A 23,335-nucleotide genomic window follows, 5' to 3' on the forward strand; every position below is an offset into this window, starting at 1 on the left:
ACAACGGAATAACGACCTTGTCAACTATTTTTAAAATATTTTTCCATTTTATTTTCTATTCGTACAAAATCCTCTTTATTTTGTATAATCGCGCAAGGTAAATTTTGCAACGACACATTTTATACATCAGGTAGATCATGGATTTAATCGAGAGCAACCAACTGGCCAACGAAAAAGAGCATTGGTGGATCAAAACGAGGTTCCGCTACATTCTTCGTGCACTCAACCTCATTGATAGCGAACAACAACAAATACTAGAGGTGGGATGTGGAACATGTCAAAATCTCGCTTTTTTACGCGAGTCGCCACATTTATCATCGCAAATACATCGTGTCGTTGGTTTTGACCCTCTATTTAAAGATATTCCCAAATTTTCCTGGCAAAAAACCGAAGATGTGTTTGTGAATACACTACCAGCAACTTCGAAAAAATCGTTTGATTGCCTACTGGCCATGGACGTGCTTGAGCACCTACAAGACGATGAGCATCATTTACGCCTATGGTTAGATTATATGCATGATGATGGAATCATTCTCATCACTGTTCCTGCGTTTCCTTCTTTATGGTCTTACCACGATGAGCTACTACATCACTATAGAAGATATACAAAAAAAACCTTACTATCTCTCACCGAAAAAGTGGGACTACGGCCTGTACTTCTCACATACGCGTTTAGTTATGTATTTCCTTTAGTGTATTTAATACGCAAATTATCTCGTAAACAAAGTAATACCGATCTTCAGCAAAGTCATTTTCTCATCAATGCCATTCTGTACTCTTTGGGAAAAACCGAAGCTTTTTTCGGAGGCAATCCTTTTTTTGGAACCTCTGTTGTAGGAATTTTTACTGATGCAAACAGCAATCGTAATTCCCTGTTACAATGAAGCCAATCGTTTATCAGTGGACACCTTTTCTAACTTTATCCACAACAACTTCGATATTGTTTTTTGTTTTGTAAACGATGGAAGTACAGACAATACGACACAAGTCTTAGAAGAAATTCACCAACACCATACACAAAGAACCATGATTTTAGATTTGGCACAAAACAGTGGGAAAGCCGAAGCAGTACGCGCAGGAGTCTGCCATGTTCTCGATACGCAAAAATTTGACCTAGTTGGTTTTTGGGATGCGGATCTTGCCACCCCTCTTTCAGAGATAACAAACTTTATTCATATCGTCAAGCAATCACGCAACATAAAATTTGTGCTCGGAACCCGATTAAAAAGACTAGGAGCCAATGTCGAGCGCATTTGGTATCGCCACTATCTCAGCAGAGTTTTTGCCACTTTCATCAGTATACTCTTGCGTATGCCCGTCTACGATAGTCAATGCGGAGCCAAGCTGTTCACTACCGACATTGCGCAACAAATTTTTGCACAAAAGTTTTTTTCCAAGTGGTTTTTCGATGTTGAATTGATTTTTCGCGCCAAAGTAATCAATATGAATATCTTTTATGAACACCCTCTTGAAGAATGGATCCACCGCGGGGAAAGCAAACTGAAACTAAAGGATTTCCTCTTTGCCCCCTTAGAGCTACTCAAACTTTATTGGCACTATCGAGTGAATAAAAATGACCAAAACACTAACTAATTTCATTTGCGGAGTTTCGGGAGTCGTTTTTCTCATTCTGATATTTCCCGCACTACAAGAAAAAACATATGTACTTAACGATCTCGTTAACTTTCACATTCCCATGAGAATGTTCTACCAAAATTGCTTAGATTCCGGGGAAAGCTTTTTATGGTTTTCGAACATATTTTGTGGTTACTACATCCACGGGGAAGGGCAAGTGGGAATGTACCACCCTCTGCACTTATTTTTATATTCATTTCTTCCCCTCAGTACAGCCTTCAATATCGAACTATTTATTCACTATCCCTTTATGTTTGCAGGAACATATTTTTTGCTAAAAAAATGGGACATTCCATCACACGGGGCGTTATTTTGTGCATTCATATTCACGTTTAGCGGTTTTAATCTGATGCACATTATTCATATAAATGCGGTAGCAATTGTCGGGCACATTCCGTGGCAATTGCTGTGCATACATCTTGTATTAGACAGCAACTTTCATCGCCAGAAGTTATATGCCTTAGCAGGTATTATTGCCTTAACCACTTCACAACTTTTGCTCGGTCACCCGCAAAGCGTAATTTTTTCTCTTGTTGTCGAAATTTTCTATGTACTTTGCTGCTTCACAGCGCGTCGCAAAAAATACTCTCTTTTCATCGCCATCGCGAAAATCATCGCAGTTGCGGTTGCCGCGATACAACTTTTCCCCACATGGGATGCACTACAACACTCTTTACGCAGCGGTAGCAATGTATCTTACGCAGCCATTGGCTCATTGCAATGGCGTGATCTACTATTAGTCTTTACCCCTTTTACTCCCGTTTTGCCCGAAGGAATCGTAGCGCGCCATGCCTACGGTTTTTACAGCAACGGTCATGAGTTCGCCTTATACTGCGGAAGCACCACACTACTACTCATCACTTGGCTATTTATTCGTTACTCTCATCTGCCAAAACCACAAAAACGTCTGGTGAACATATTTTCAGCTCTCATCATTTTATCCATTCTTCTCGCCACGGGCAAAAATAGCTTTATCTATTATATTTATCAATATATTCCCATCATCGGCAAGTTAAAATATCCGGTGCGTTATATCGCCATCACTCATTTTTCTATGGCCATCTTAGCCGGTATTGGATTTGTTAACTTGCTACATTTTTCCCAAAAAAACAACCACATACCTTTTGTGAATTTGTGGCCAATACTTATTCCTATACTCATAAGCTCAGGATTTGCCATGTGGGCGTTACAACTACCTCACAACACCGAATACGGTATGTCAATACTCACAGGCCCCATTCTCCTTTTACTTTCCTCATTACTCATCCTAGTCACCCTAAAATTATCTGCAAACGGCGTATTCGTCCTCGTAATACTCACAGCTTTTGAACTAGGCTTCTGCGGTATTAGTTATATACAAACAATCCCAGCAAAGACATTTGATGAATTGCAACGCAACACACAGCTAGTAGATACGCAACTATACCGTTGGGAAATTAGAGGAAATGCCAATCTATGGGCCGCGCAAGGTTTACGCTGTGTCAATGGTTACGTAGGACTACGACCAAACAACATTATCGATCCCAAATCAACAAAATACCGCGAAATGGCCGGAGTCACCACATCATACACACCACGATACCAACGCGGAAGTAAACTCAATAACGCCCAACCTCGCATACGCTTAGTAACCAGAAGTATCGAACGACAAAATCTTAAACAACAGCTACAAAACATAGACCTTGCCACCACTGCGATTGCGGAAAGGTTGATCTCTTTAGATACAAAAACAACACCTGGGATAGCGAAGATCATCGCTGAAAAAAACGGATATGCAAAAATAAATATACAAGCCCCCGGCAAACAGTTACTCATTTTTTCGGAAAGGTATCACCAAGGTTGGAATGCCTATGTGGGAGGAGAGCAAAGACACGTAATAAAGGTATACGGCAGTTTTATCGGCTGCGTTGTCGACGCTCAAGACAAAGAAATCGAATTTCACTTCGCCCCACAAAGTTACTATTATGGGAAATGGATTAGTGCGGTGGGTATACTATTAGCGTTTGTATTTCTTATTTGTATGAACAAGTTATTTCAACGCCCAATTTAAAACTTTTTATTTCACTTGTGACTTAGATATTCACTCTATAATTGATATGAATCAAAGAAAATGAATGAAAACAAATTCAGACGTGCTACGCCTCTCCCGTGGGAGAGGCATGAGACTTGTTGCTTTCAGCGCAGCTGAAATCTACAAGGCGATGGTGAGGGCACCCATCTAAAAACGATACTCTTTATTAAGAAGAAATAAATACAACTTACTCCATTTTATCCAACCACCACTGCGCAGAGTTCTCACCTTGCTCTTTGGCTTTCTCTAAATATTTTTTTGCGGCAGCATTTTTCTCACAAAACAATAGTACTCCCAAATGATATAAAACTTTGCTGTCACTGTAGTACTTTTCGGGAATGAGTTTTACCATATCTATGGCTTTGATTTTATAATAATACACCACATATTTTTTTCCTTGGGAGTCTTCTATCAGGCATTTATTTTTAGCAACGCGCGTTACCACACCGCGAATTTGCCTGCCATCGACTGTAGATAAGGTAATACTTTGTTGGCGCTTTAGGTATATTTTCATTTGCAACGCGACTCTTTTACTCAGGTAGTGACTGCCTTTTATATCTTCTAAGCCACGCACAACCGCGTTCTTTTCTGTGCCAGTAACTCTTTTCAGCAGTTGTCTTCCCTGATCATAAATTTCTTGGCGTTTGCGTTGGGCAATTGCTTGGGGAAGTTTTTGTATAAAGTCTTTAACATCGCTTCCGACATTCGCGTTCTTTGCGTACTTCTCCACCAAACTTTCCGCTTCGCGAATGATGAATCCAGGTAGTTGCTTCTTTAAAACGCTATACACTCGTACAACGGCGCGATCTCCGCCTTCGGGATAGTTTTTTTTGATCTGTGTCATCAATTGCTTGCGAATATTACCCGCGACATATGCTGCGATAAACAGTTGTTCATAGCCACTGGTTTTCATCCACCCTTGCTCTTTTGACATAATCACCTGCACAGCATCGCTTTGAATGGCATAGGAAATGAGGATTTTCGGTGCTTCTTTGCTCACAAGAGGTGCTTGTAAAAATCTATCGATCAATTTCAGCATGCCTTGTTGTATTTTTTTGGTTTGTAAATTCGGTTTACGCGGTGGGGTTGGCGTTTTTTGTGCTTTTAGTAAACTTCGCACAAAGTGATCCACATCTTCTTCTAACATTTTATCGTTGGAAAAAGTGGCACGTACTTTAAAAAAGAAAGACTTATTAAAAAAAAAGATGTAGGTTATGGTGTTGAGTATTTCCATTTCTCTAGAGACAACAAGAGATGATTTCTGTCCTAAAAAATTGGCACCGTCCTTTAACGCAACATTAAATTCCCCTTCACTAATGACCGATACCGCGCTTTTGAAACGAAGTTTTTCTACCAGTAAAATTTGCTGGTTTAGGTCGTGCATAACTTTTGACAAAACAGTTGAAGAAGATTGTTGTTGCATTTTGGGAGGTACGGCGTATACGTACGTTGAGATAACAGCCTCTTTGTCGTTATGGTAGCCCACATATACACCTAAAGACGCTTGCGCGAATTTTTTTTGATCAAGCACCGAAAAATGACCAATCGTCTGCGGAAATTGAAAACCAGAATCCTTATCCATAAAGATCTGAGTGTGAACAAGTGGAACTAACCAAATAAAAAACAGTGCGTACTTTCCCATAGCTTTTCCTTTAGAATATTTCCATCACTGATGCTAAATACACTAAGATATACCGTCAAATGGAAAAAAACGGCAAAACTTTTTAGAAATGACGTTTCCGAAAACGATTTTACAGCAAATAGAAAAAGCTTTCCCCATATAAAATGCCCGATTTAACGGGCATTTTATTATTTTACTACGGAATTGGTATAATAGTGCTCGATGATTTGTCGATAACTCCAGCCCTTCTGTGAATATGCTTGTAAACCCCATTGACAAGCTCCCACACCGTGACCGTAGTACGATTTTTTTCCACAAGCGCAATACTTACTACGCAAATATGGATTATAATTCCATTTTTCTTCACTATTACGTGTTTTTCCATTGCAGTGCGCAAAATAAAGTGCTTCCGAAATGACGCGTCCATTATGGTAAACAACCACACCATTGGTATCGTCCACACCTTGTGATGCTTTAGAGGTAACGTTTGCCTTCCATGCTTGGCAGTGAGTTGTTGTGCATACGTTAGCGTTGGAGTGTCTTTTTCTTCCAATAGCATATGTACGCGCAATCACCGCCATGGCGCGATGCGCTTCAAGAGACCAACTGCCGTAGATTTCCGCGGAAACCACATTTTTTAGATAATCTTGCAAACGAACGCGGCGTACAACACCTTCGTTGGTAAACAAAACATCGATGTATGTAGGAGCCACTGCTGTAGAGATGGTTCTTTGTGGAACAATGCGTTCGCGATGTCTTTGCGTGGTTGCATTTCCACAATGATTTGCGGTGATGGCTTCACATCTAACAGTAAAACCATTTTTTGTTGCAGATAATTCGAATAGTTTATCACCATAAATGTAGAAACTACTGAATGCAGTTGTTGATGGATGAATGATGTTGGCTTTTTTTAGTTGTGCCTTAGCATCACACACAAAAATTTGATGTTGACCATTGGCCACAACATCAACATACAACATTTGGTCTTGTGTTGCATGCGCGATGGGCTTCACATTGATCATGTTCTCTGCAAAAGAAAATACTAGATCAACATCATTACTTTGTTGCATAACAACTTGTTCATCAACAGAAAATGACTTTTGACATAAAGAGGTGCTAACCCCCTTTTGATCTAAGGACGCCACTTGCCAACCGCAACGTGCCCACCAACTGCCATTTTCTTTCCATACTTCACTAATCGCCGGTAATTGATCGACTGTTTTTGTAGTACCTTTCTCTTCCCCAACGACGAAAGTAACTGTTTTTGCCATCGGCGAATACACAACGATATTACCAGTGTTGTCAACGGCCATTCCACAGCCATCTGCCTGATAAGAAATCTCTTCGAGTAGTTTTCCACGATGAGAAAATAATAAAATTTTATGCGATAAATTGCACAAAACATATATGCCGTTGTCGTTAACCGCGATGCTTTGTGCTCCTATTTGCGACTGCAAACTGTCATTTTCCCAATTGTGAGAAACAACAGGTTCCGCATATAGAAAACTACATACAAGAATAAGCATTACAAAGTAACGCATAACTCTCCCCCTGTATAAATAACGAATATATTGTTAGGGAAACTCCCTGTTTGAGGGAGTTTCAAGACTTTTATTATACAAAACACTTATGAAAAAAGCAACCTTTATGGATCGTCTTCATCGCGATGGATTTCACAAATATATTGTGCTCCGCGTTTTACAAAACTAATTTTTGTGCTACCTTGATTTGAATTGTATATATTTCAACCATTTGCTTTCTTCCATTTATAAATAGTTGTCATCGTATTGTAAATCATGTATCATTTGTAACATTAATCATGTCATCCATAACGCACAACGTCATCAAAATGATTACATAAATATGCGAATAGCCATTTTTAGCTAGAGGAGTTACAATGTTGCTTAACAACAGGTATGAAATCATATCGCCAGTAGGTATTGGAGGTACCGGAGCCGTTTTTACAGCAATTGATGCTTCTTCAGGCGAAAAAGTTGCGATCAAAAAAATTCTTTTAGACGAGAGCGAACAAATAGAACGTTTAAAAAGAGAATGTTTGTTCCTAAAGACAATCACCCATCCCAATCTAGTGAAAGCATACGAATTTTTTATTGAAAATGGCCGTGCGTATATGATTTTGGAGTATATAGACGGAAAATCTCTCGATGAAATCATTCACAAAAACAAGCACAGCATGACATTAGTAGGACAGCTGGCCATTGCCAGCCAAATAGCACGCGGAATAGAGGTACTCAATGTGGGGGGCGTTATTCACCGCGATATCAAACCACAGAATATTATGCTAAATACCCAAACAGGCGAGGTCAAAATAGTCGATCTAGGAACAGCAAAAAATCTAAACGATGTGTTCTCTTCTCTCACAATTAAAGGGTCAGTGGTTGGTACGTATTCGTACATGAGTCCGGAACAAACAAGCGGTAAAGTCGCCCAAACGACAGATATTTTTTCCCTGGGTATACTACTGCATCAATTTTTTACTTGGTCAGACGATTCGCCCTTTCATACAAAAAGTGTTTTCCATACTTTTGAAAAAATACGTTACGAAGAGGTTATGGATATCTGCAAATTGATTAATATTGATTCAATGACGCAAAAGCAGCAACACGCCTATCAAAAAATATCAGAAATACTGTGCAAAGCTCTGCACAAAGATCCGAGTATGCGCTGGGAAAACGCCGGCATCATCGCCGATATGTTCAATGAAATCCGCAAACCACTTGTCAATGAAGCCCAACAAAACCCACTCAAGTATCAAATTGAAATTTCAAGACAAATTTCACCGCGGCTACGAAAAAAACTAGAACAAATGCGTAGCGAATATAGTTCCATAGACCAGAAATCTTAAAGCAAAGAAATAGACGAGAAGCATAACACAAAAAAGGCCAGAGGAATTAAAATGAGTGAACTAATTAGCAACAGATATGAAGTCTTATCGCAAATAGGCATTGGAGGTAGCGGAGCTATTTTTACTGCCATTGATACTTTTTTAGGTGAAAAAGTTGCGATTAAAAAAATATTATTAGATGATGATGATCAAATAGAACGTTTAAAGAGAGAGTGTTTTTTCTTGCAAACCGTCAACCACCCCAATCTGGTAAAAGCGTATGAGTTTTTTATCGAAAACGACCGTGCGTATATGGTATTGGAGTTCATAAACGGAAGATCTCTTGATAACATCATTCACAAAAACAAACGCAGCATGACCTTGGTAGGACAACTGGCCATTGCCAGCCAAATAGCGCGGGGGATTGAAGTACTCAATATGGGTGGTATTATCCATCGCGATATCAAACCACAGAATATCATGTTAAATACCCAAACAGGTGAAATCAAAGTAGTCGATCTGGGAACAGCAAAAAATCTCACCAATGAGTTCTCTCCGCTTACAGTTAGAGGTGCCGTGGTCGGTACCTATTGTTACATGAGTCCGGAACAAACAAACAGCAAAGTCACCCAAACGACAGATATTTTTTCTCTAGGTATATTACTACATCAATTTTTTACTTGGTCAGACGATTCGCCTTTTTACACAAAAAGTATTTTCCATACTTTAGACAAAATACGTCACGAAGAAGTGGTGGATATCTGCGAATTGATCGATATGGATTCCGTTACCGAAAAACAACAGCAGGCCTATCAAAAAATTTCAAAGATACTGAAGAAAGCTCTACACAAAGATCCGAATATGCGCTGGGAGAACGCCGGCACCATGGCCGATATGTTCACTGAAATACGCCAGCCTCTTTTAAATGAAGTCCAACAAAACCCACTCAAGTATCGCATTGAAACTTCACGACAAATTTCTCCGCGACTACGAAAAGAACTACAACAAATGCGCAGTGAATATAGTTCTGTAGACCACGAATCTTAACGAAGGATAAGAAGTAAGATATAAAAACGCCCAGAGGAGTTGAAATGAGCGAAATACTAAACAATAGATATGAAGTCTTATCGCAAATAGGCATTGGGGGTGCCGGAGCTATTTTTACAGCACTTGATACTTTTTTAGGTGAAAAGGTTGCGGTCAAAAAAATTTTTTTAGATGATGTCGATCAAATAGAGCGTCTAAAAAGAGAATGTTTTTTCCTAAAAACCATCAACCACCCCAACCTAGTAAAAGCGCATGAGTTTTTTATTGAAAACGACCAGGCGTACATGGTCTTAGAGTTCATAGACGGAAAATCTCTCGATCAAATCATTCACAAAAACAAACATAGCATGACCTTGGTGGGACAACTCGCCATTGCTAGCCAAATAGCGCGTGGCATCGAAGTTCTCAACATGGGTGGTATTATTCATCGCGATATCAAACCGCAAAATATCATGTTTAATACCCAAACAGGTGAAATCAAAATAGTCGACCTCGGAACCGCAAAAAATTTAAATAACTTGTTGTCATCTATTACCGCAACTGGTGCGGTCGTTGGTACATGTTCTTACATGAGCCCCGAACAAACCAAAGGCCAAGTCACCTGGACAACAGATATTTTTTCTTTGGGAGTGCTACTATATCAGTTCTTCACGTGGTCAGATGATTCACCTTTTTATACAAAAAGCATCTACCACACTCTAAAGAAAATACGCCACGAAGAAATGATCGACATCTGTACATTGATCGATATTGGTTCTATCACCGAAAAGCAACAAAACGCCTACGAAAAAATTTCGCAAATACTGTGTAAGGCTTTGCAAAAAGATCCGGATATGCGCTGGGAAAACGCCGGAATCATGGCCGACATGCTCAACGAAATACGCCAACCTCTAGTCAATGAAGCCCAACAAAATCCGCTCAAATACCGCATCGAAACTTCACGGCAAATTTCACCACGACTGCGAAAAGAGCTAGAACAAATGCGCAGTGAATATACTTCCATAGGCTCTGATTCTTAATGGCGACTTCTTTTACAAATCTCTTACAAGCTCTTTTAACTGTGCAGAAATGGTAACGAGTTTGTTGTTCGCCACATAAAGATCGGAGAGATGGTCCAATTGCGCAAGATTTTTTGGCAAAGACGTCAATTGATTGTAAGAAACATTGAGTTCGCGAAGAGATTCGAGTTTTTCCAAATCTTTGGGTAGATAGGTTAGATTATTGTGTGATAAGTCTAACTCACTCAGATTGTATAAATTCCCCAACTGTTTCGGAATCGAAGACAATTTGTTATGCGTGAGACTCAATACCGTGAGCTTTTCGAGTTTTTCCAACTCTTTCGTTACGTAAGTCAACTTGTTACGCCCTAAATACAATTCACGAAGAGATGACAATTGCGCAATAGATTTGGGAAGCGAGGACAGATCGTTATCATCCAACCATAATTCCTCTAGTTCGCTCATTTCTTGTAAATTTTGCGGAAGCGAGGAAAGTTTATTGTGCGATAGATACAGATACATCACAGACTTTAGACGCAATAAACAAAGTGGAAAAGAAGAAAACTCATTATGGCTAAGGTTGACATCACTCAGCCCCTGCAAATCTCCAAATTCCTTTGGCAAAGAACACAACGCATTGTGCGACAAGTTTAACGACTCTAAAGACAACAATTGCAATAGTACACGTGGAAAAGAAGAAAACTCATTCCCCGTCAAATCAAGCGTCGCTAACGACTCCAAATTTACCAACTCTTTAGGCAAAGACAAAAGCTGGTTGTTTGCCAGGCTCAAATAATGAAGAGAGGGTAATTCATTGATAACTCGTGGAAATGACGATACGTTGTTTTCACTGTAGTACAATCTATTCAACGAAGTAAGTTGCGCGATTTCTTTCGGTAAAAACGATAGTTTATTGTTGTCGATATACAACTCGACAAGAGAACTGAGTTGTCCGATTTCTTTTGGTAGTGTAGAAAGCTGATTGTTGGTCGCACTAAGTGCTAATAACGAGGAAAGTTTACCTATCTCCTTTGGAAGAAACGACAATTTGTTACTGTCGATATATAACATGCGCAACGAAGAAAGGTTACCGATTTCTTTTGGCAAAAATGTCAAACGGTTGTCACTGAGTTTTAGTGTCTCCAGATACTGTAATTTACCTATTTCCATGGGTAATTCGCGAATATTTTTTCCCCGTAAATCCAGTTCCGTATGCTTTTCGCGCGCCGCTTCATCAATGGCATAAAACACATCTTTACTCGTCCACTCGCTCATAAATTCCTCCCTATTTTTCATAAAATCGCAATAATCTCTATATCATATTTACCAAATAACCACGGCAAAACAAACAACAATAATTGCGATTTGTCTACTCATTTTCAACTTGTTGTTGATTCATGTGTTTGTTAGGATAAAAATAACAAAGTAAAATAGTACAAAAACAAATAACGACTGTGTTTTGATATGCATAGGAGAGTTTAGATGAAACAAATTTTATGTGTGATCACATTGATGATGAGTGTTCATGGTACGCAATTCTTCAATTCCAATATTCCGCAAAACGCGCACAACAAAATGCGGTCATTACAACAGTCACAAATACGCTCATTGGCTTTCACCGACAAAAGTGGCTGGGTCATCGTCACAAAAGACAATCATTACTTTTGCGAAAATATTCCCATCACCTGTCAACAGCAACTATCTAAATGCAAAAACTTAGAGCAGATCCAGTGTATTACCTTTGTACCAGAAAGTGACGGCTGGGTTATTTTGACAAGCAACAATGTTTACTCATCAGACATTCCACAACAGTGTCAGCAACAGTTGACAACCGCCTTTTCGCAAGACAAAAATATTCTAGTGAGTTTTACTGCGACAGGTGGATGGATTATTGCCAACTCCAAACAAATATTTTCGCACAAAATCCCCGAAAAGTGTCTACAAGTCATCGATAATTTTCGCCAAGGTTTTCGCCCACTAAATTGTGTGACTTTCTTTCGTAACAATGGCTGGTTAGTTCTGTGTGGCGAGCATTATTTCGCAAGTGGTATACCCGACGACTGTTATTGGCGTTTACAAGAATTTCGTAATCAAAATCGCCTTGTTCATGCTGTTGCCGCGACACCCGAAAATGGTTGGTCGGTTATTTCCAACACAAACATACCCAAAAAACCATTGCATCCGGCGAGACGATTTGAAGAAGTTTCGTCGATTTGGTCGTCTATGCGGGATCGCAATGTACAAGGCCTCAGCGTGGCTGTCATTGTTGATAATAAAGTAGACTGGGTATGCAATTATGGTGTGGTTGATGGTAAAGAGTCGCGGTATATCAAAAGAGACACCATTTTCCAAGCGGCCTCACTCAGCAAAACTTTTTGTGCGGTTAGTGTTTTGCGTTTGGTACAACAACAAAAACTACGTTTGGATGCCAATATTCGCCTTTATTTGAGTAATCGTTTTGTTGGCAAACGCTCTTGTATTGCCAGTAACAACGTCACAATACAACAAATCCTAGCACATAGATCGGGCATTATTGGTCGCGGCACGACCTATCCGTTGGGCAATTGCTCAAATTTCAATGGCGATGGCGGTGGATTTGCGGGGTATTCAAATACAGAAAATATCCCCAGCATAGACAGCATTTTACTTGGGCACCCGAACAGCAATTCACCGCGTATCGAATTTAGCCATACCCCCGATCAACGTTTTAGCTATTCCGGTGCGGGGTATGTTGTTTTGCAAAAAATTATTGAAAATACCACAAAAGAACCTTATCACCTATGGGCTAAGAAGAGTATGTTTGCCAATCTTGGGATGAAAAATAGTTCTTTTGCCACAAACATCACCTCTGAATTTGCAGAATTGCGCCTCGCCAGTGGTCATGACAATTATGGTTCGGTGATCTCCGGAAAACGTCGTATTTATCCGGAATCAACAGCAGCAGGTTTGTACACAACTGCTTTTGACTTGGCAAATCTCATTGTGCTGATTAATCAAAAAGGCCAAATAAACGGCCAACCATTTTTACACCGTAATGATGTGGATATAATGCTTCAAAAACAGTTAGGTGTTTTTACCTCGGGAAGTGGTAATTATTTGTCCTACAGCCATAGCGGCTCAAACGCTGGATTTAAATCCATTTACTATGGTTTCCCTCAGCAAAAAAGTGGTGTGGTTATCTTGTGTAATAGTGATGGTGCCGGGAACTGGTTGGAAGAATTGGCGAAAAATATCATTTCTATTTATCAGTGGTAAACGAAGCGATTTTTGCAGAAAAGTCACAGTGTGACATCTTTTATTTTGGTGTGCGATGCGCCACATCGCTGCTGCGCAGCGATTGCTCCCCCACAGGGCAACGTCATTTAGTTAGTAAAAAACAAGTATTTATCAAGGCTAGATCTAAGATATAGAGATGTAGCCTTGATAAACAGGAACTTTCAGTGTCCTGTTTTTTTCCTATATTTCTGATGCCAAAGCTGATAGCTAGCAGACTTCTTAACACGAGGCGCATTGTTATCAGGCCTTATTGGAGAAGGAGACAAACGAAAGAGAACTCTTATTTCAGCATATGCTTCTTCAATAGGAATACTTTCATCATAAAGAAGAGCAATAACTTCATCGTGAAGTTCGGCATACGAAATAGACTTATTGATACGATATCGATATTTAGTATTTTTTTTATCGCATTCTTGGTCAAGAATTTGTTGTTCACTTTTAATAACGATGGATTCAAGAGCACTCATAAAAACACGAGCATAAAAGTCTTGCTCAATATGTAATAAAAAACCAGAAGAAAAACGCTCAACATCTAACTGATTTTTGAGACGATCAAAATAGGTTTCTATTTTCCAACGTTGGTGGTATAGCCAAGCAAAGTCATCAAGAGGATAAAGTTCTTGATCAAGTAAAGTAGTAAGAAGAACTTCAACCTCTCCTGTCGAAAGAATAACTTTTATTAACCTAACATTTACAGATGATGGTAAATTATATTTTTTCCACTCAATTCGTTTTTCTTTAGGAATGACTAGTTTGTAAACAGAGTCGAAAGAGTCACTTTTTAGAAATTCGCTAACAATTGAGAAAGAACTGGAAGTTGAACATCTTATAACGCAAGGAACACTTAAAGATTTATGTAAAGCTACTAACGCATTACTGGCATATGCTCTATCATAGAGAACGATTGTATTTTCATCGTAGTAGTCACAGTGAGAATCAAAGACAAACTTTATCTCAGATTGTTTTGCTTCAAGTTCTTGGTTAATAGGAAGTTCGTTTAAAACATCGTATAAAAAACTTCCATAGCCTTGGACTCTCTCAGTTGGGCTTTGATTACTTTGGACACTAAAAAATGCTAAAGTTTCCTCTGATTTTGGTAAATTGATTGTACTTACATCTACAGCATAGATCTGATTATTTTTCCATTTTTTATTTTCATCTTTCGCTTCTTCATAAAAAGTTTTTAATATTGTATTTTGGAGATGCTTATATAGCTTCGGATCTAGCTTGTTCCTTGCTTGGTGTAGTCCTCCTGGACTAATTATTTTATCAAGCGCTTTGATTTTCTTGAAAAATGTTCTTATTTTGTTGCTGAGGCTCATTTTAGCTCCTAGCAGTATCATTGTTGCTAATCCTGCAAATGTTATTTTCCGGCAACGTGTAAAGTGTTTTTTTTAGTTTTGTATCGTTCCACTATTTCTTTTTTGCTTAGTTCTGATCTTACACTTTTCATTGTTGATACTACTAGTAAGTTTTTCATGTTAACCTCATATTTTCACCCTATCTTTCGTTCGTTCATTTATTTATTACAAACTATAAATGTAGCATTTGCAAGGGATATATCATCACTTCACTTCTCTAGCTACTGAAAATACTACATTTACCTTAACTAAATGACGTTGCCCCACAGGGGGAGCCGAGTACATCTAACACGTACAGGAAAAGATGTCACTGGTGTGCGAGTAAAAAAAGAGCACTTGTTTAGCGCAAGCGACTTGTGGAGAACTCGGTGTTGCCGTTTCCATCACCGTCTTCTGCGTATCCTTGTGGTACGGTTACGCTCGTCACTTTTACCTTTTCTTTGATACGTGCGACAAAGTATCCTGCGCCTTGGCTTTTATTTGGTACGGCTTCATAGACTTCGTCTCGTTGTCCGTTAATGGTAAAACGAATCTTACCACTATTCACAAACTTCAAACCATGACCTAAATCGTACTCTGTCGGAGCAGGGTATTCTAAACGGAAGTAAATGTTATTTCCCTGCGCATAACAATGCGAAATCCATAAGTTCTTGGACGGAACCACTTCAAACTCGTTGGAGTAACCAGAGTAGTCTTGATATTCGCCGTAAGCATCTTTTGCTTTACCACTGTGGTGTATACGATAAATTCCCGCTTCCGTATCTCCAGGAATATCCCACATAATGCGTATTTGCGATTGATGCTTTCCCACACGTGTCCACAAGAAAGCGGTGTCCAAGTCATAGTCATATTTTACCGCAACCCAACCTTCTTCGGTTTGACGTTCAATGGTAAAAAAGCTATCGTTTGTCTTAAAAGTATTGCGTGGGTTTGCTCCCCAAAATACCATTTCGGCAACGCTCAGTCTTTCCACCTGTTTTGGCATTTCTTCGGCCACATCACCGTATTCTCCCCATGTAGGAGGTAAATCGTAAGCAGATTCTCCTAACTCAATTTGCTGTCCACTCAAATCGGGAGGAGTTGGACCGTGGGGAACTTCAGAATTTTTTGCCATAGCACTTGCCAATTCGTTAAAGAGTTGTTGGTAGGCACCACAAGTCCACTGTCCAAAAAGCGTAGAACCACCTTCGTAATGCTGTTGATTGTATTCTTCTCGTGTACATACATAGCTGGAAAAAGCGTTGGTAGGAGAAGTAAGTACAAGTGTATCCACACCTAACTTGGCGAGTTCTTCTGCTGCGGCTTTGCGAATTCTACGACTGGCGTGAGTTGTTGTCTCCGCTGGCAAACCAAAAAGAGCCATTTTGCCAATGGTAAATAGTTGTACAGACAAAATATTTGGAGTCCACGGATCGGGTAATTTTCCTGTTTCGAGAAAGATAATCTTTGTTCCATGTGTCGGATCGTATTTTCCTTGGTAAATTCCCTCTTTGATGTATGGCAAATCGCTCGGGCCATCGCGTTCAACACCTGCAGTAAAACTAATACCCATCGCACCGAATGTTGTTTTATAATCGCGAAAACCATCGGTGTATTTTGCTTTTACGGTAATATTCGAAAAATCGCGATATGTATGGCGATAGTCTACTTTTGGCTGCAATTCAATAGAGGCATTGTGATACAGTTCCCAGGCTTTATCAAACTGTTTTTTACCGGAAATGGCACAACTCGCGTAGTCGTTGATTCCACCGCCGTCCATGTTACCAACAATGTTCGGACTCACATCCCCCAATGCTCCGTTGGCAAATGCCGCGACAAAGGTGTCTTTCTTCTTGTAATCGCTACCTTTTTGCATTTCAAAATAGCGTTCTGCCCAACCTTTATTGTCACTGCTGATCAGCTTATTGCTGTGACGATCATCGTTATTGCCGTAATCAGGATGTGCAAAAAATACGGAAGTGGTGTGTACACCAAACCAAGAAATCATTCCGATTTCTGTGCCATCTAAACGCTGAAACTTCAATACCGTCATTGTCTTATCGACAGAAGAGTGCTCATTGGCATCTACGTTTGCCAAATACGCATCCAAAGAACGATTGATCGAAGCGTTTTCCAACTCACCTTGCGCAAGAAAAATGCGTCCCGGAGCAATGTTGTCGTGTGCACGTGTAATTGCTTCGCAAATTCCATCGACAATCGTGTCAAAGTTGCGTTGGTCAAATCCGAGAACATAAGTGTAGTATAGAGTATACCACGCATAGCCTCCCGGACCACTGTGCGTATGGTTACCATTGAGCATCACATTTTGTGCGGTGTACAAATCACCATATTTTTTTTGTAATTTTTCAATGACCTTGAGCTTTACTCCCTGCTGAATAGCAAGCAAGTCGGCGCACACAAATACCACGCGTTTTCCCTCAGCTTCAATGACATACGCTCGTGCACGCAAACGAGTATGAATTCCTCCCGTTAGCATTTGTGTACGAGCAAAACCCGCCATCGTAACTTCAGCGGCGGGGCCTGTCACATCATAAACTCCGGTTCCCACCATAAAATGTTCCGCGGGAACATAGACACTGAAAATAGTTAAAACTAAAATGAAAAGTTTTTTCAACGTACTCCCCTTAAAAATTTTTTCTTAAGTACTTCTTTAACAATATATTATATAGTTTTCATTTTTGTTTAATAGAAAAATTTTAAAAACTCAAAAAACCAATATAAATAGCGGAACTGCAAGCGTTTTTCAAAATTTTTTCTAAAACAGTACTTTAAACTTGTTTTATTTTTCACAGCGTGTTATTGAATTAGTCATATTTTTAGTGTTTTAGAGATTTTCTCTAGTCTTATAAAACTCTTTTAAAGGTCGCACCAATGGATAAACAACAACTTGTCGATTTTTATAAACAAATACGTGGTTTAACTTTAGAGTTATGTGCTCCTTTACCACAAGAGGCTTTTCGCATTCAGCCAATGGCCGATGTCAGTCCTCCATGGTGGAATTTAGGGCATACAAGTTGGTTTTTTGCACGAAATATACTACACCAACACAACGCTTACAATGAGCTAGATAAACGTTATGATTACGTTTTAAACTCCTACTATGAAACATTTGGCGCACGCATTTCCCGCGAAGATCGAGGAAAATTATGTTTTCCAACAACATCGGAAATGTTTAGTTACCGAGAATCGGTGGATCATAGAATGCTGGAACTCATCAACCAAACATCGGACTTGGAAAAATTGTTTCCTCTTGTTTTTATTGGTCTACAACATGAGCAACAACACCAAGAACTTCTCATCACTGAGGTAAAAAATATTCTTGGGTACAATCCTCCTCATTTACAAAAACCCTATTGTGAAGCAGGTGATGAAACGTCCGTTAGTTGTGACCTTACATTCATCCCCCTTGACGGAGGATTATTTGAATTTGGAAATGTGGAGGGCGGATGGTGCTGGGACAATGAGCTGGGCGTTCATAAGTATTACTTGGATGATTTTGCCATTGGCAATCGTTTGATTACCAACGGTGAATATTTAAATTTTATAGAAGATGGCGGCTATCAACAAGCTCTTCTATGGCTCGCCGATGGTTGGGGGGCTTGTAAGGAATCTCATTGGGATTCACCGTTGTATTGGCAGAAAATAGATGATGAATTTTATGAGTGGACACTGAGCGGGATGCGTAAAATTCGCAAGAACGAACCTGTTTGCCATGTCAGTTTTTACGAAGCAAATGCATTTGCTGAATGGAAAGCTGTTACGGAAAAGAAAAAGCTGCGTTTACCAACAGAGCGTGAGTGGGAACATGCGGCACGCACCACCAAAGCCACAAAACAAACGCAAAATTTTGCAGATAGCAAACTGTTTCATCCTTGTTCTGCATCTTCCACACAGGAACTGCAACAAATGTACGGAAGCTTGTGGGAGTGGACATCCAACCACTATGAACCATACCCACGTTTTACAACGCTGCAGGGCGCTTTGGCCGAATACAATGGTAAGTTCATGAACAACCAAAGAGTTTTGCGTGGCGGATCATGTGCAACTCCGATGAATCATATCCGTATAAGTTATCGTAATTTTTGGGCGGCAACAACTCGTTTTCAATTTACGGGAATCCGTTTAGTCGAAGATCTTTCATAATAAAGTGAGGACAAATGAATTTTTCATATCAAACACTAGATGCGACATCACAGAACTATTCTCACAATGTTTTTGCCTTAGACGTCTTAGAGGGACTATCTAACGATCCCAAACGTCTGTATTCGAAATATTTTTATGACGATGTCGGCAGCAAAATTTTCCAAGAAATAACAGAGTTACCCGAGTATTATTTGACCAATTGCGAAGCAGAAGTACTGGAAACACATAAGCAAAAAATCCTAGATAGTATCCCTAAAAAAATACGACTGATCGAGCTGGGGGCTGGTGACGGACGCAAAACCAACATATTGCTTCGCCATTTTTTACACCAAGGATTGGATTTTGAATATACGCCTGTGGATATCTCCTCAAAAGCGATGCAAATTTTATTGGAGTCGTTGAAAAATAAATTTGCGCAAACCCCCTTACAGGTCAAAGGCGTTGTTGCCGAGTATTTCAATGCCATCTCATGGTTGGCGCACTCGGATCATATTACGAACTTAGTAATGTTTTTAGGGTCAAATATCGGTAACTTCAACCTAAACGAAGCCAAAAAATTTTTACGCTACTTATGGAATTCGCTAAATGACGGAGACTACGTACTTATTGGCTTTGACTTAAAAAAAGACATTTCGGTACTGAATGCCGCTTACAATGACAGCGCGGGCGTTACACGTCGATTTAATTTAAATATCCTACAACGCATCAACAATGAATTACAAGCCAACTTTGATCTAGAGAAGTTTACCCATTTTGCACACTACAATGTCGTGAGTGGTGCCATGGAAAGTTGGTTAATCAGTAGTATACAGCAAGATGTCACCATAAAGTCTATTCATAAAAATTTCACACTAAAGGCCTGGGAAGGAATTCATACAGAGTATTCTTACAAATACACCTTTGAAAATATTCGTGAACTTGCACACGACACCGGTTTTGAAATTAGTAATATCTTTGAAGATTCTCATGGTTATTTTGTCGATACATTGTGGAAAGTAGTTAAAAAACCATGCTAAACATCAAACAACTGCGCAAGGATACACCGGGTGTGGAACACGTCTTGCACTTAAATAACGCTGGCGCTTCTCTAGCACCAACGCCGGTGGTACATGCCATGACGGACTATTTACAAAGAGAAGCCTTGCATGGCGGATATGAATTGGCAAATCGTTCACAACGCAACATCGAAAAGGTGTATCACAGTCTTGCGCAATTGTTGAGATGTAGTTCTGATGAAATTGCCATCACCGAAAGCGGTACCCACGCATGGAATAGTATTGTCTATGGACTGAATTTTAACAAAGGCGATACCATTCTCGTGTCGCGCAGCGAGTATGGAAGTAATATTGCGTCTCTACGCCATATTTGTCAAAAAACAGGCGCGCAACTGGGGTTCATAGAACACAACGCGCAGAATCAAGTACGCCTAGAGTCTTTAAAAAAACTTCTGAATCCCACAGTCAAACTCGTTGCGATTACACACATTGCATGCAATAGTGGTATGATCAACCCTATTGAACAAATAGGCGAAATGCTCACCACAACTGCGGCATTTTATCTTGTGGATGCTTGCCAATCAGTGGGGCAACGACAGGTTGATGTCAAAGCAGTTCAGTGCGATGCTCTCGTCGGCACAAGCCGTAAGTGGTTACGCGGACCGCGAGGAATGGGATTTGCCTATATTGCGACAGAAAAAGAGGCAAAAATTTATCCGGCCATGCTGGAACAGTACGCGCTACTTTCTCCTGAAAAAGTCCTAGAGCAACTACAAGTGCGCTATGGTGCCCGTAAAATAGAACTGACCGAAAAAAATATGGCTTTGGTTTTAGGCCTGGGAGTGGCTGTTGACTATGCACTCAAAATCGGAATGGAAAATATTCAAAACAAGGTGTCGCTTTTGGGTGACTACTTACGCCAATGCCTATCGCAAATTCCACGGATAAAAGTTTGCGATGATGGACGAGGACATTGTGGAATAGTCACTTTTACGGTAGACAACATTTCCAGTATTCAAATCAAGAACATGTTGGCACAAGAAAATACCAATGTGGCTGTTATGCCTTCCTTTTTAAGCCCTCTCTTAGGATTCAAAGATGTTGTTCGCGCCTCACCCCATTACTACCAAACCCGTAAAGATCTGGATTTATTCTGTCATCGTTTGCAACATGTGATTGCACAAGTTCAAAAAACGTAGTTGTTTATGATCCCAGTTGTGGGATCATAAATCTCCCAAGTTTTCTCCCAGTAACTGTAATATTTCTGTCGCTTTACCACGAAGGTGAATATCAGCGACGACGTCATTTTTCTGACAGTTAATATCGATGATCTCTGTACTTGGATTGTATTCTTTTACGCGCTGAATAATTCTATGAACCACGTTTACTTTACCGGAGCAGCCAATAACAAGCACCGTATTGACCTTACGTTTGGCAAAATCATCCACCCACAATAACTTACTATTATATGGTTCATCAAAAAAATGAATGTGCGGACGGACATTGTCTTCAAAATCGGGGGGAATTGCCGCAAATATTTGTTTGTCGCTCCATACATCATAGCCATTTTCTTCTGACCATTTCTTGAGTATATCTTCGCGATACTCCGGGTGATTTACAAGAAGTAACTCATCGGAAAACTCTTGACTTTCCGTGTAAAGTTGTGACTTTTTTTGCGCTAATTTCCACACATTTCCATGAATCTCGCATACTCTGTTGCTGCCGGCCTCGCTATGTAAGTTGTCAATATTTTGCGTTGCTAATAAAAAATGCGAAAACACCGCGTTTTTTTCCCACAACGCCAAAATTTCATGCGCGCGATTTGGTTTTTTATCGTACATCAAACGACGCATAGTATTGACAGCACTCCATACCTTGTAGCGATTGTGCCGTAAATCGTCCAAACATAGTATTCTGCTTTCATCCTGATACAAACCATCATCCCCACCATACGTAGGTATACCGCTCTCCTGTGAAATCCCCGAACCGGAAATTACCAAAAGTGAATGCGTATTACGCAATATTTTGATCGCACACGATAAAGACATTTTGGTTTTCCATCCCAAATTGATATACTCGAAAAAAACATTTTCATAAAACGGATATCTTATGAACAAACGCTTTCTAAAATTACAAAAATCTCTACAACAACCCCCTAGTGAAAAACTATGGCAATGGACCATACAACATTTTGAAAACTGGCCGAACACACAAGAAAGACAACAAGCACTGAGCTACGCACAAAATATCATCGATTCTTGGCCACAGGAACTTTGTGAATCCAGGCATACCGACCAAATATCTGTTGCAAATAATCTTGTACATAGTATTGTTTTGCAAGATACCCAAAATATCGACAAGTTGAAAAACTTTCCCCGAGTAACATCCATAGAAATAAAAAATGGCACTGACCTACGTGACTTGAGCGCTTTCTGCACATTACAAAACCCTTAAATTCTAAACAAAGTACGGGAAAAATTGTGTAAGTCTATCGAGGGGGAAAGTGCTATCAGTGATATTTTTTTGGGAAAGATCCCAAAATTACAATGCTATGTAATTGAGATTTGAATGAACTATAAAGGGAGGAACTCAACTCGGTTAAACATATCTTCAGGGCTGTATACTTGCTATTAACTCAAGATCTTCAATACACTTTCCAGTAGAGACTCTTTTTTGATGTCCGTATACAATCCCACAAAAATGTGTTTGTTGTTCTTGTCGTGCAACAGATTCTCGTAAAAAGTCATCATCGTGAGTAAACACTACACGACCAAGTTGAGTGGCTCGATCTAGTAAAGTTTGGTCGCTAATGCTCATGCTGTTATCTTCTTGTATTGTTAAAACATCTATGCCTTTGCGTTTCAAGGCTTTTGTTATTGCATATGCTACGTGTTCATCCATGTAGAACTTAATCACTTTTTTTCCTTTGCCTCAAGTAGTTTTTTTCTAACAGAGGAATTGGCATTTTTTGAAGCCATTTCTTCTGAATATTTGCTGTATTCTTCGATTTTTTGTTCCATTTCCTCTTTGTGATCGTAGTAATATGCGAATGCGGCATAAATTGCAGCGGGTGCCAAATGAGGATACTCATCTATTAAATTTTCAACTGACCAGTTGTTGGCGTTTTTTGCCATAACTAAATGTATTACTTTGATACGCGAATCTTTAATTTTGGCGTTACCGTTACTATCTATTACGATATGTTCTATAGCGGCTATTGTCATAAAGTTCTCCCAAAAATATGGCTATTGTTAGCAGTTGTATAGTTTAATTATACACTGTCATTGCGCAGTTCAGCACATGATTTTTTTCCAACCGTTGTTGGTTTGAAAAGCTAAAGAAA

Annotated in this window: 18 protein-coding genes and 1 pseudogene; 11 read left to right on the forward strand and 8 right to left on the reverse strand. The window is 39.6% G+C overall.

Annotated features, from left to right (window positions below):
- Positions 1-137 precede the first annotated feature (137 nt).
- Genes UABAM_RS29595 through UABAM_RS29605 form a run of 3 tightly spaced genes read left to right on the forward strand, consistent with a single transcriptional unit; the run spans position 138 to position 3,685 of the window.
- Positions 138-884: a class I SAM-dependent methyltransferase gene (locus UABAM_RS29595; RefSeq protein ID WP_151971599.1), complete on the forward strand. Its 747-nt coding sequence runs from the start codon at positions 138-140 to the stop codon at positions 882-884.
- Positions 850-1,593, forward strand: coding sequence for a glycosyltransferase (locus UABAM_RS29600; RefSeq protein WP_151971600.1), 744 nt, complete (start codon positions 850-852; stop codon positions 1,591-1,593). Before UABAM_RS29595 ends, UABAM_RS29600 begins: the two co-directional genes overlap by 35 nt.
- Positions 1,574-3,685 (forward strand): YfhO family protein, encoded by a 2,112-nt coding sequence (locus UABAM_RS29605; RefSeq protein WP_151971601.1) that lies wholly within the window; start codon positions 1,574-1,576, stop codon positions 3,683-3,685. The genes UABAM_RS29600 and UABAM_RS29605 overlap by 20 nt, the downstream gene beginning before the upstream one ends.
- 208 nt (positions 3,686-3,893) lie before the next feature.
- Here the strand turns inward: UABAM_RS29605 and UABAM_RS29610 are convergent, their stop codons facing one another.
- Positions 3,894-5,348 carry a hypothetical protein gene (locus tag UABAM_RS29610; protein WP_151971602.1) on the reverse strand — a complete coding sequence of 485 codons (1,455 nt, stop codon included), beginning with the start codon at positions 5,346-5,348 and terminating at the stop codon, positions 3,894-3,896.
- 167 nt (positions 5,349-5,515) lie between these two features.
- Positions 5,516-6,868 carry a SpoIID/LytB domain-containing protein gene (locus UABAM_RS29615; protein WP_151971603.1) on the reverse strand — a complete coding sequence of 451 codons (1,353 nt, stop codon included), beginning with the start codon at positions 6,866-6,868 and terminating at the stop codon, positions 5,516-5,518.
- 356 nt (positions 6,869-7,224) lie between these two features.
- On the opposite strand from UABAM_RS29615, the gene UABAM_RS29620 reads away from it, so the two are divergent.
- From UABAM_RS29620 to UABAM_RS29630, 3 genes are read left to right on the forward strand one after another with little or no spacing between them, the layout of a single operon-like run.
- Entirely contained in the window at positions 7,225-8,193 is a 969-nt protein-coding gene (locus tag UABAM_RS29620; RefSeq protein WP_151971604.1) for a serine/threonine protein kinase, read from the forward strand.
- Positions 8,194-8,244: 51 nt separating this feature from the next.
- Positions 8,245-9,219, forward strand: a complete 975-nt coding sequence (locus UABAM_RS29625) for a serine/threonine-protein kinase (RefSeq protein WP_151971605.1) — start codon at positions 8,245-8,247, stop codon at positions 9,217-9,219.
- A gap of 44 nt (positions 9,220-9,263) precedes the next feature.
- Positions 9,264-10,238 carry a serine/threonine-protein kinase gene (locus UABAM_RS29630; RefSeq protein WP_151971606.1) on the forward strand — a complete coding sequence of 325 codons (975 nt, stop codon included), beginning with the start codon at positions 9,264-9,266 and terminating at the stop codon, positions 10,236-10,238.
- Between the two features lie 12 nt (positions 10,239-10,250).
- Here the strand turns inward: UABAM_RS29630 and UABAM_RS29635 are convergent, their stop codons facing one another.
- Positions 10,251-11,492, reverse strand: a complete 1,242-nt coding sequence (locus UABAM_RS29635; protein ID WP_173013650.1) for a leucine-rich repeat domain-containing protein — start codon at positions 11,490-11,492, stop codon at positions 10,251-10,253.
- Positions 11,493-11,699: 207 nt separating this feature from the next.
- Here UABAM_RS29635 and UABAM_RS29640 point away from each other — a divergent pair, with 207 nt between their 5' ends.
- Positions 11,700-13,472 carry a serine hydrolase domain-containing protein gene (locus tag UABAM_RS29640; RefSeq protein WP_151971608.1) on the forward strand — a complete coding sequence of 591 codons (1,773 nt, stop codon included), beginning with the start codon at positions 11,700-11,702 and terminating at the stop codon, positions 13,470-13,472.
- Between the two features lie 182 nt (positions 13,473-13,654).
- Here UABAM_RS29640 and UABAM_RS29645 read toward each other — a convergent pair.
- Together UABAM_RS29645 and UABAM_RS29650 are read right to left on the reverse strand one after the other, a co-directional pair.
- A pseudogene (locus tag UABAM_RS29645) lies at positions 13,655-14,863 on the reverse strand (IS4 family transposase); the annotation flags it as partial.
- A gap of 331 nt (positions 14,864-15,194) precedes the next feature.
- A complete protein-coding gene (locus UABAM_RS29650) occupies positions 15,195-17,468 on the reverse strand; it encodes a neutral/alkaline non-lysosomal ceramidase N-terminal domain-containing protein (protein ID WP_151971610.1) in 2,274 nt (757 codons plus the stop codon).
- Between the two features lie 257 nt (positions 17,469-17,725).
- Here UABAM_RS29650 and egtB point away from each other — a divergent pair, with 257 nt between their 5' ends.
- The 3 genes from egtB to UABAM_RS29665 are packed head-to-tail and all read left to right on the forward strand — an operon-like array spanning position 17,726 to position 21,191.
- Positions 17,726-18,997, forward strand: coding sequence for an ergothioneine biosynthesis protein EgtB (gene egtB, locus UABAM_RS29655; protein WP_151971611.1), 1,272 nt, complete (start codon positions 17,726-17,728; stop codon positions 18,995-18,997).
- A gap of 14 nt (positions 18,998-19,011) precedes the next feature.
- Complete coding sequence (egtD, locus tag UABAM_RS29660; protein WP_151971612.1) at positions 19,012-20,013, forward strand: L-histidine N(alpha)-methyltransferase; 1,002 nt, start codon at positions 19,012-19,014, stop codon at positions 20,011-20,013.
- On the forward strand, positions 20,007-21,191 hold the full coding sequence (locus UABAM_RS29665; protein ID WP_151971613.1) for an aminotransferase class V-fold PLP-dependent enzyme: 1,185 nt from the start codon (positions 20,007-20,009) through the stop codon (positions 21,189-21,191). Before egtD ends, UABAM_RS29665 begins: the two co-directional genes overlap by 7 nt.
- Before the next feature lie 24 nt (positions 21,192-21,215).
- Here the strand turns inward: UABAM_RS29665 and UABAM_RS29670 are convergent, their stop codons facing one another.
- Positions 21,216-22,040, reverse strand: a complete 825-nt coding sequence (locus UABAM_RS29670; protein ID WP_173013651.1) for an SIR2 family NAD-dependent protein deacylase — start codon at positions 22,038-22,040, stop codon at positions 21,216-21,218.
- 61 nt (positions 22,041-22,101) lie between these two features.
- Here UABAM_RS29670 and UABAM_RS33605 point away from each other — a divergent pair, with 61 nt between their 5' ends.
- Positions 22,102-22,446: a hypothetical protein gene (locus tag UABAM_RS33605; protein WP_173013652.1), complete on the forward strand. Its 345-nt coding sequence runs from the start codon at positions 22,102-22,104 to the stop codon at positions 22,444-22,446.
- 156 nt (positions 22,447-22,602) lie between these two features.
- Here UABAM_RS33605 and UABAM_RS29675 read toward each other — a convergent pair whose 3' ends face one another.
- Positions 22,603-22,908: a DUF5615 family PIN-like protein gene (locus UABAM_RS29675; RefSeq protein ID WP_229759325.1), complete on the reverse strand. Its 306-nt coding sequence runs from the start codon at positions 22,906-22,908 to the stop codon at positions 22,603-22,605.
- The gene (locus tag UABAM_RS29680; RefSeq protein ID WP_151971615.1) at positions 22,905-23,216 is read right to left on the reverse strand and encodes a DUF433 domain-containing protein; all 312 of its coding nucleotides are present in this window, start codon (positions 23,214-23,216) and stop codon (positions 22,905-22,907) included. The genes UABAM_RS29675 and UABAM_RS29680 overlap by 4 nt, the downstream gene beginning before the upstream one ends.
- Positions 23,217-23,335: the final 119 nt, after the last annotated feature.

The organism is Candidatus Uabimicrobium amorphum (assembly GCF_009002475.1).
Classification (GTDB): domain Bacteria; phylum Planctomycetota; class Uabimicrobiia; order Uabimicrobiales; family Uabimicrobiaceae; genus Uabimicrobium; species Uabimicrobium amorphum.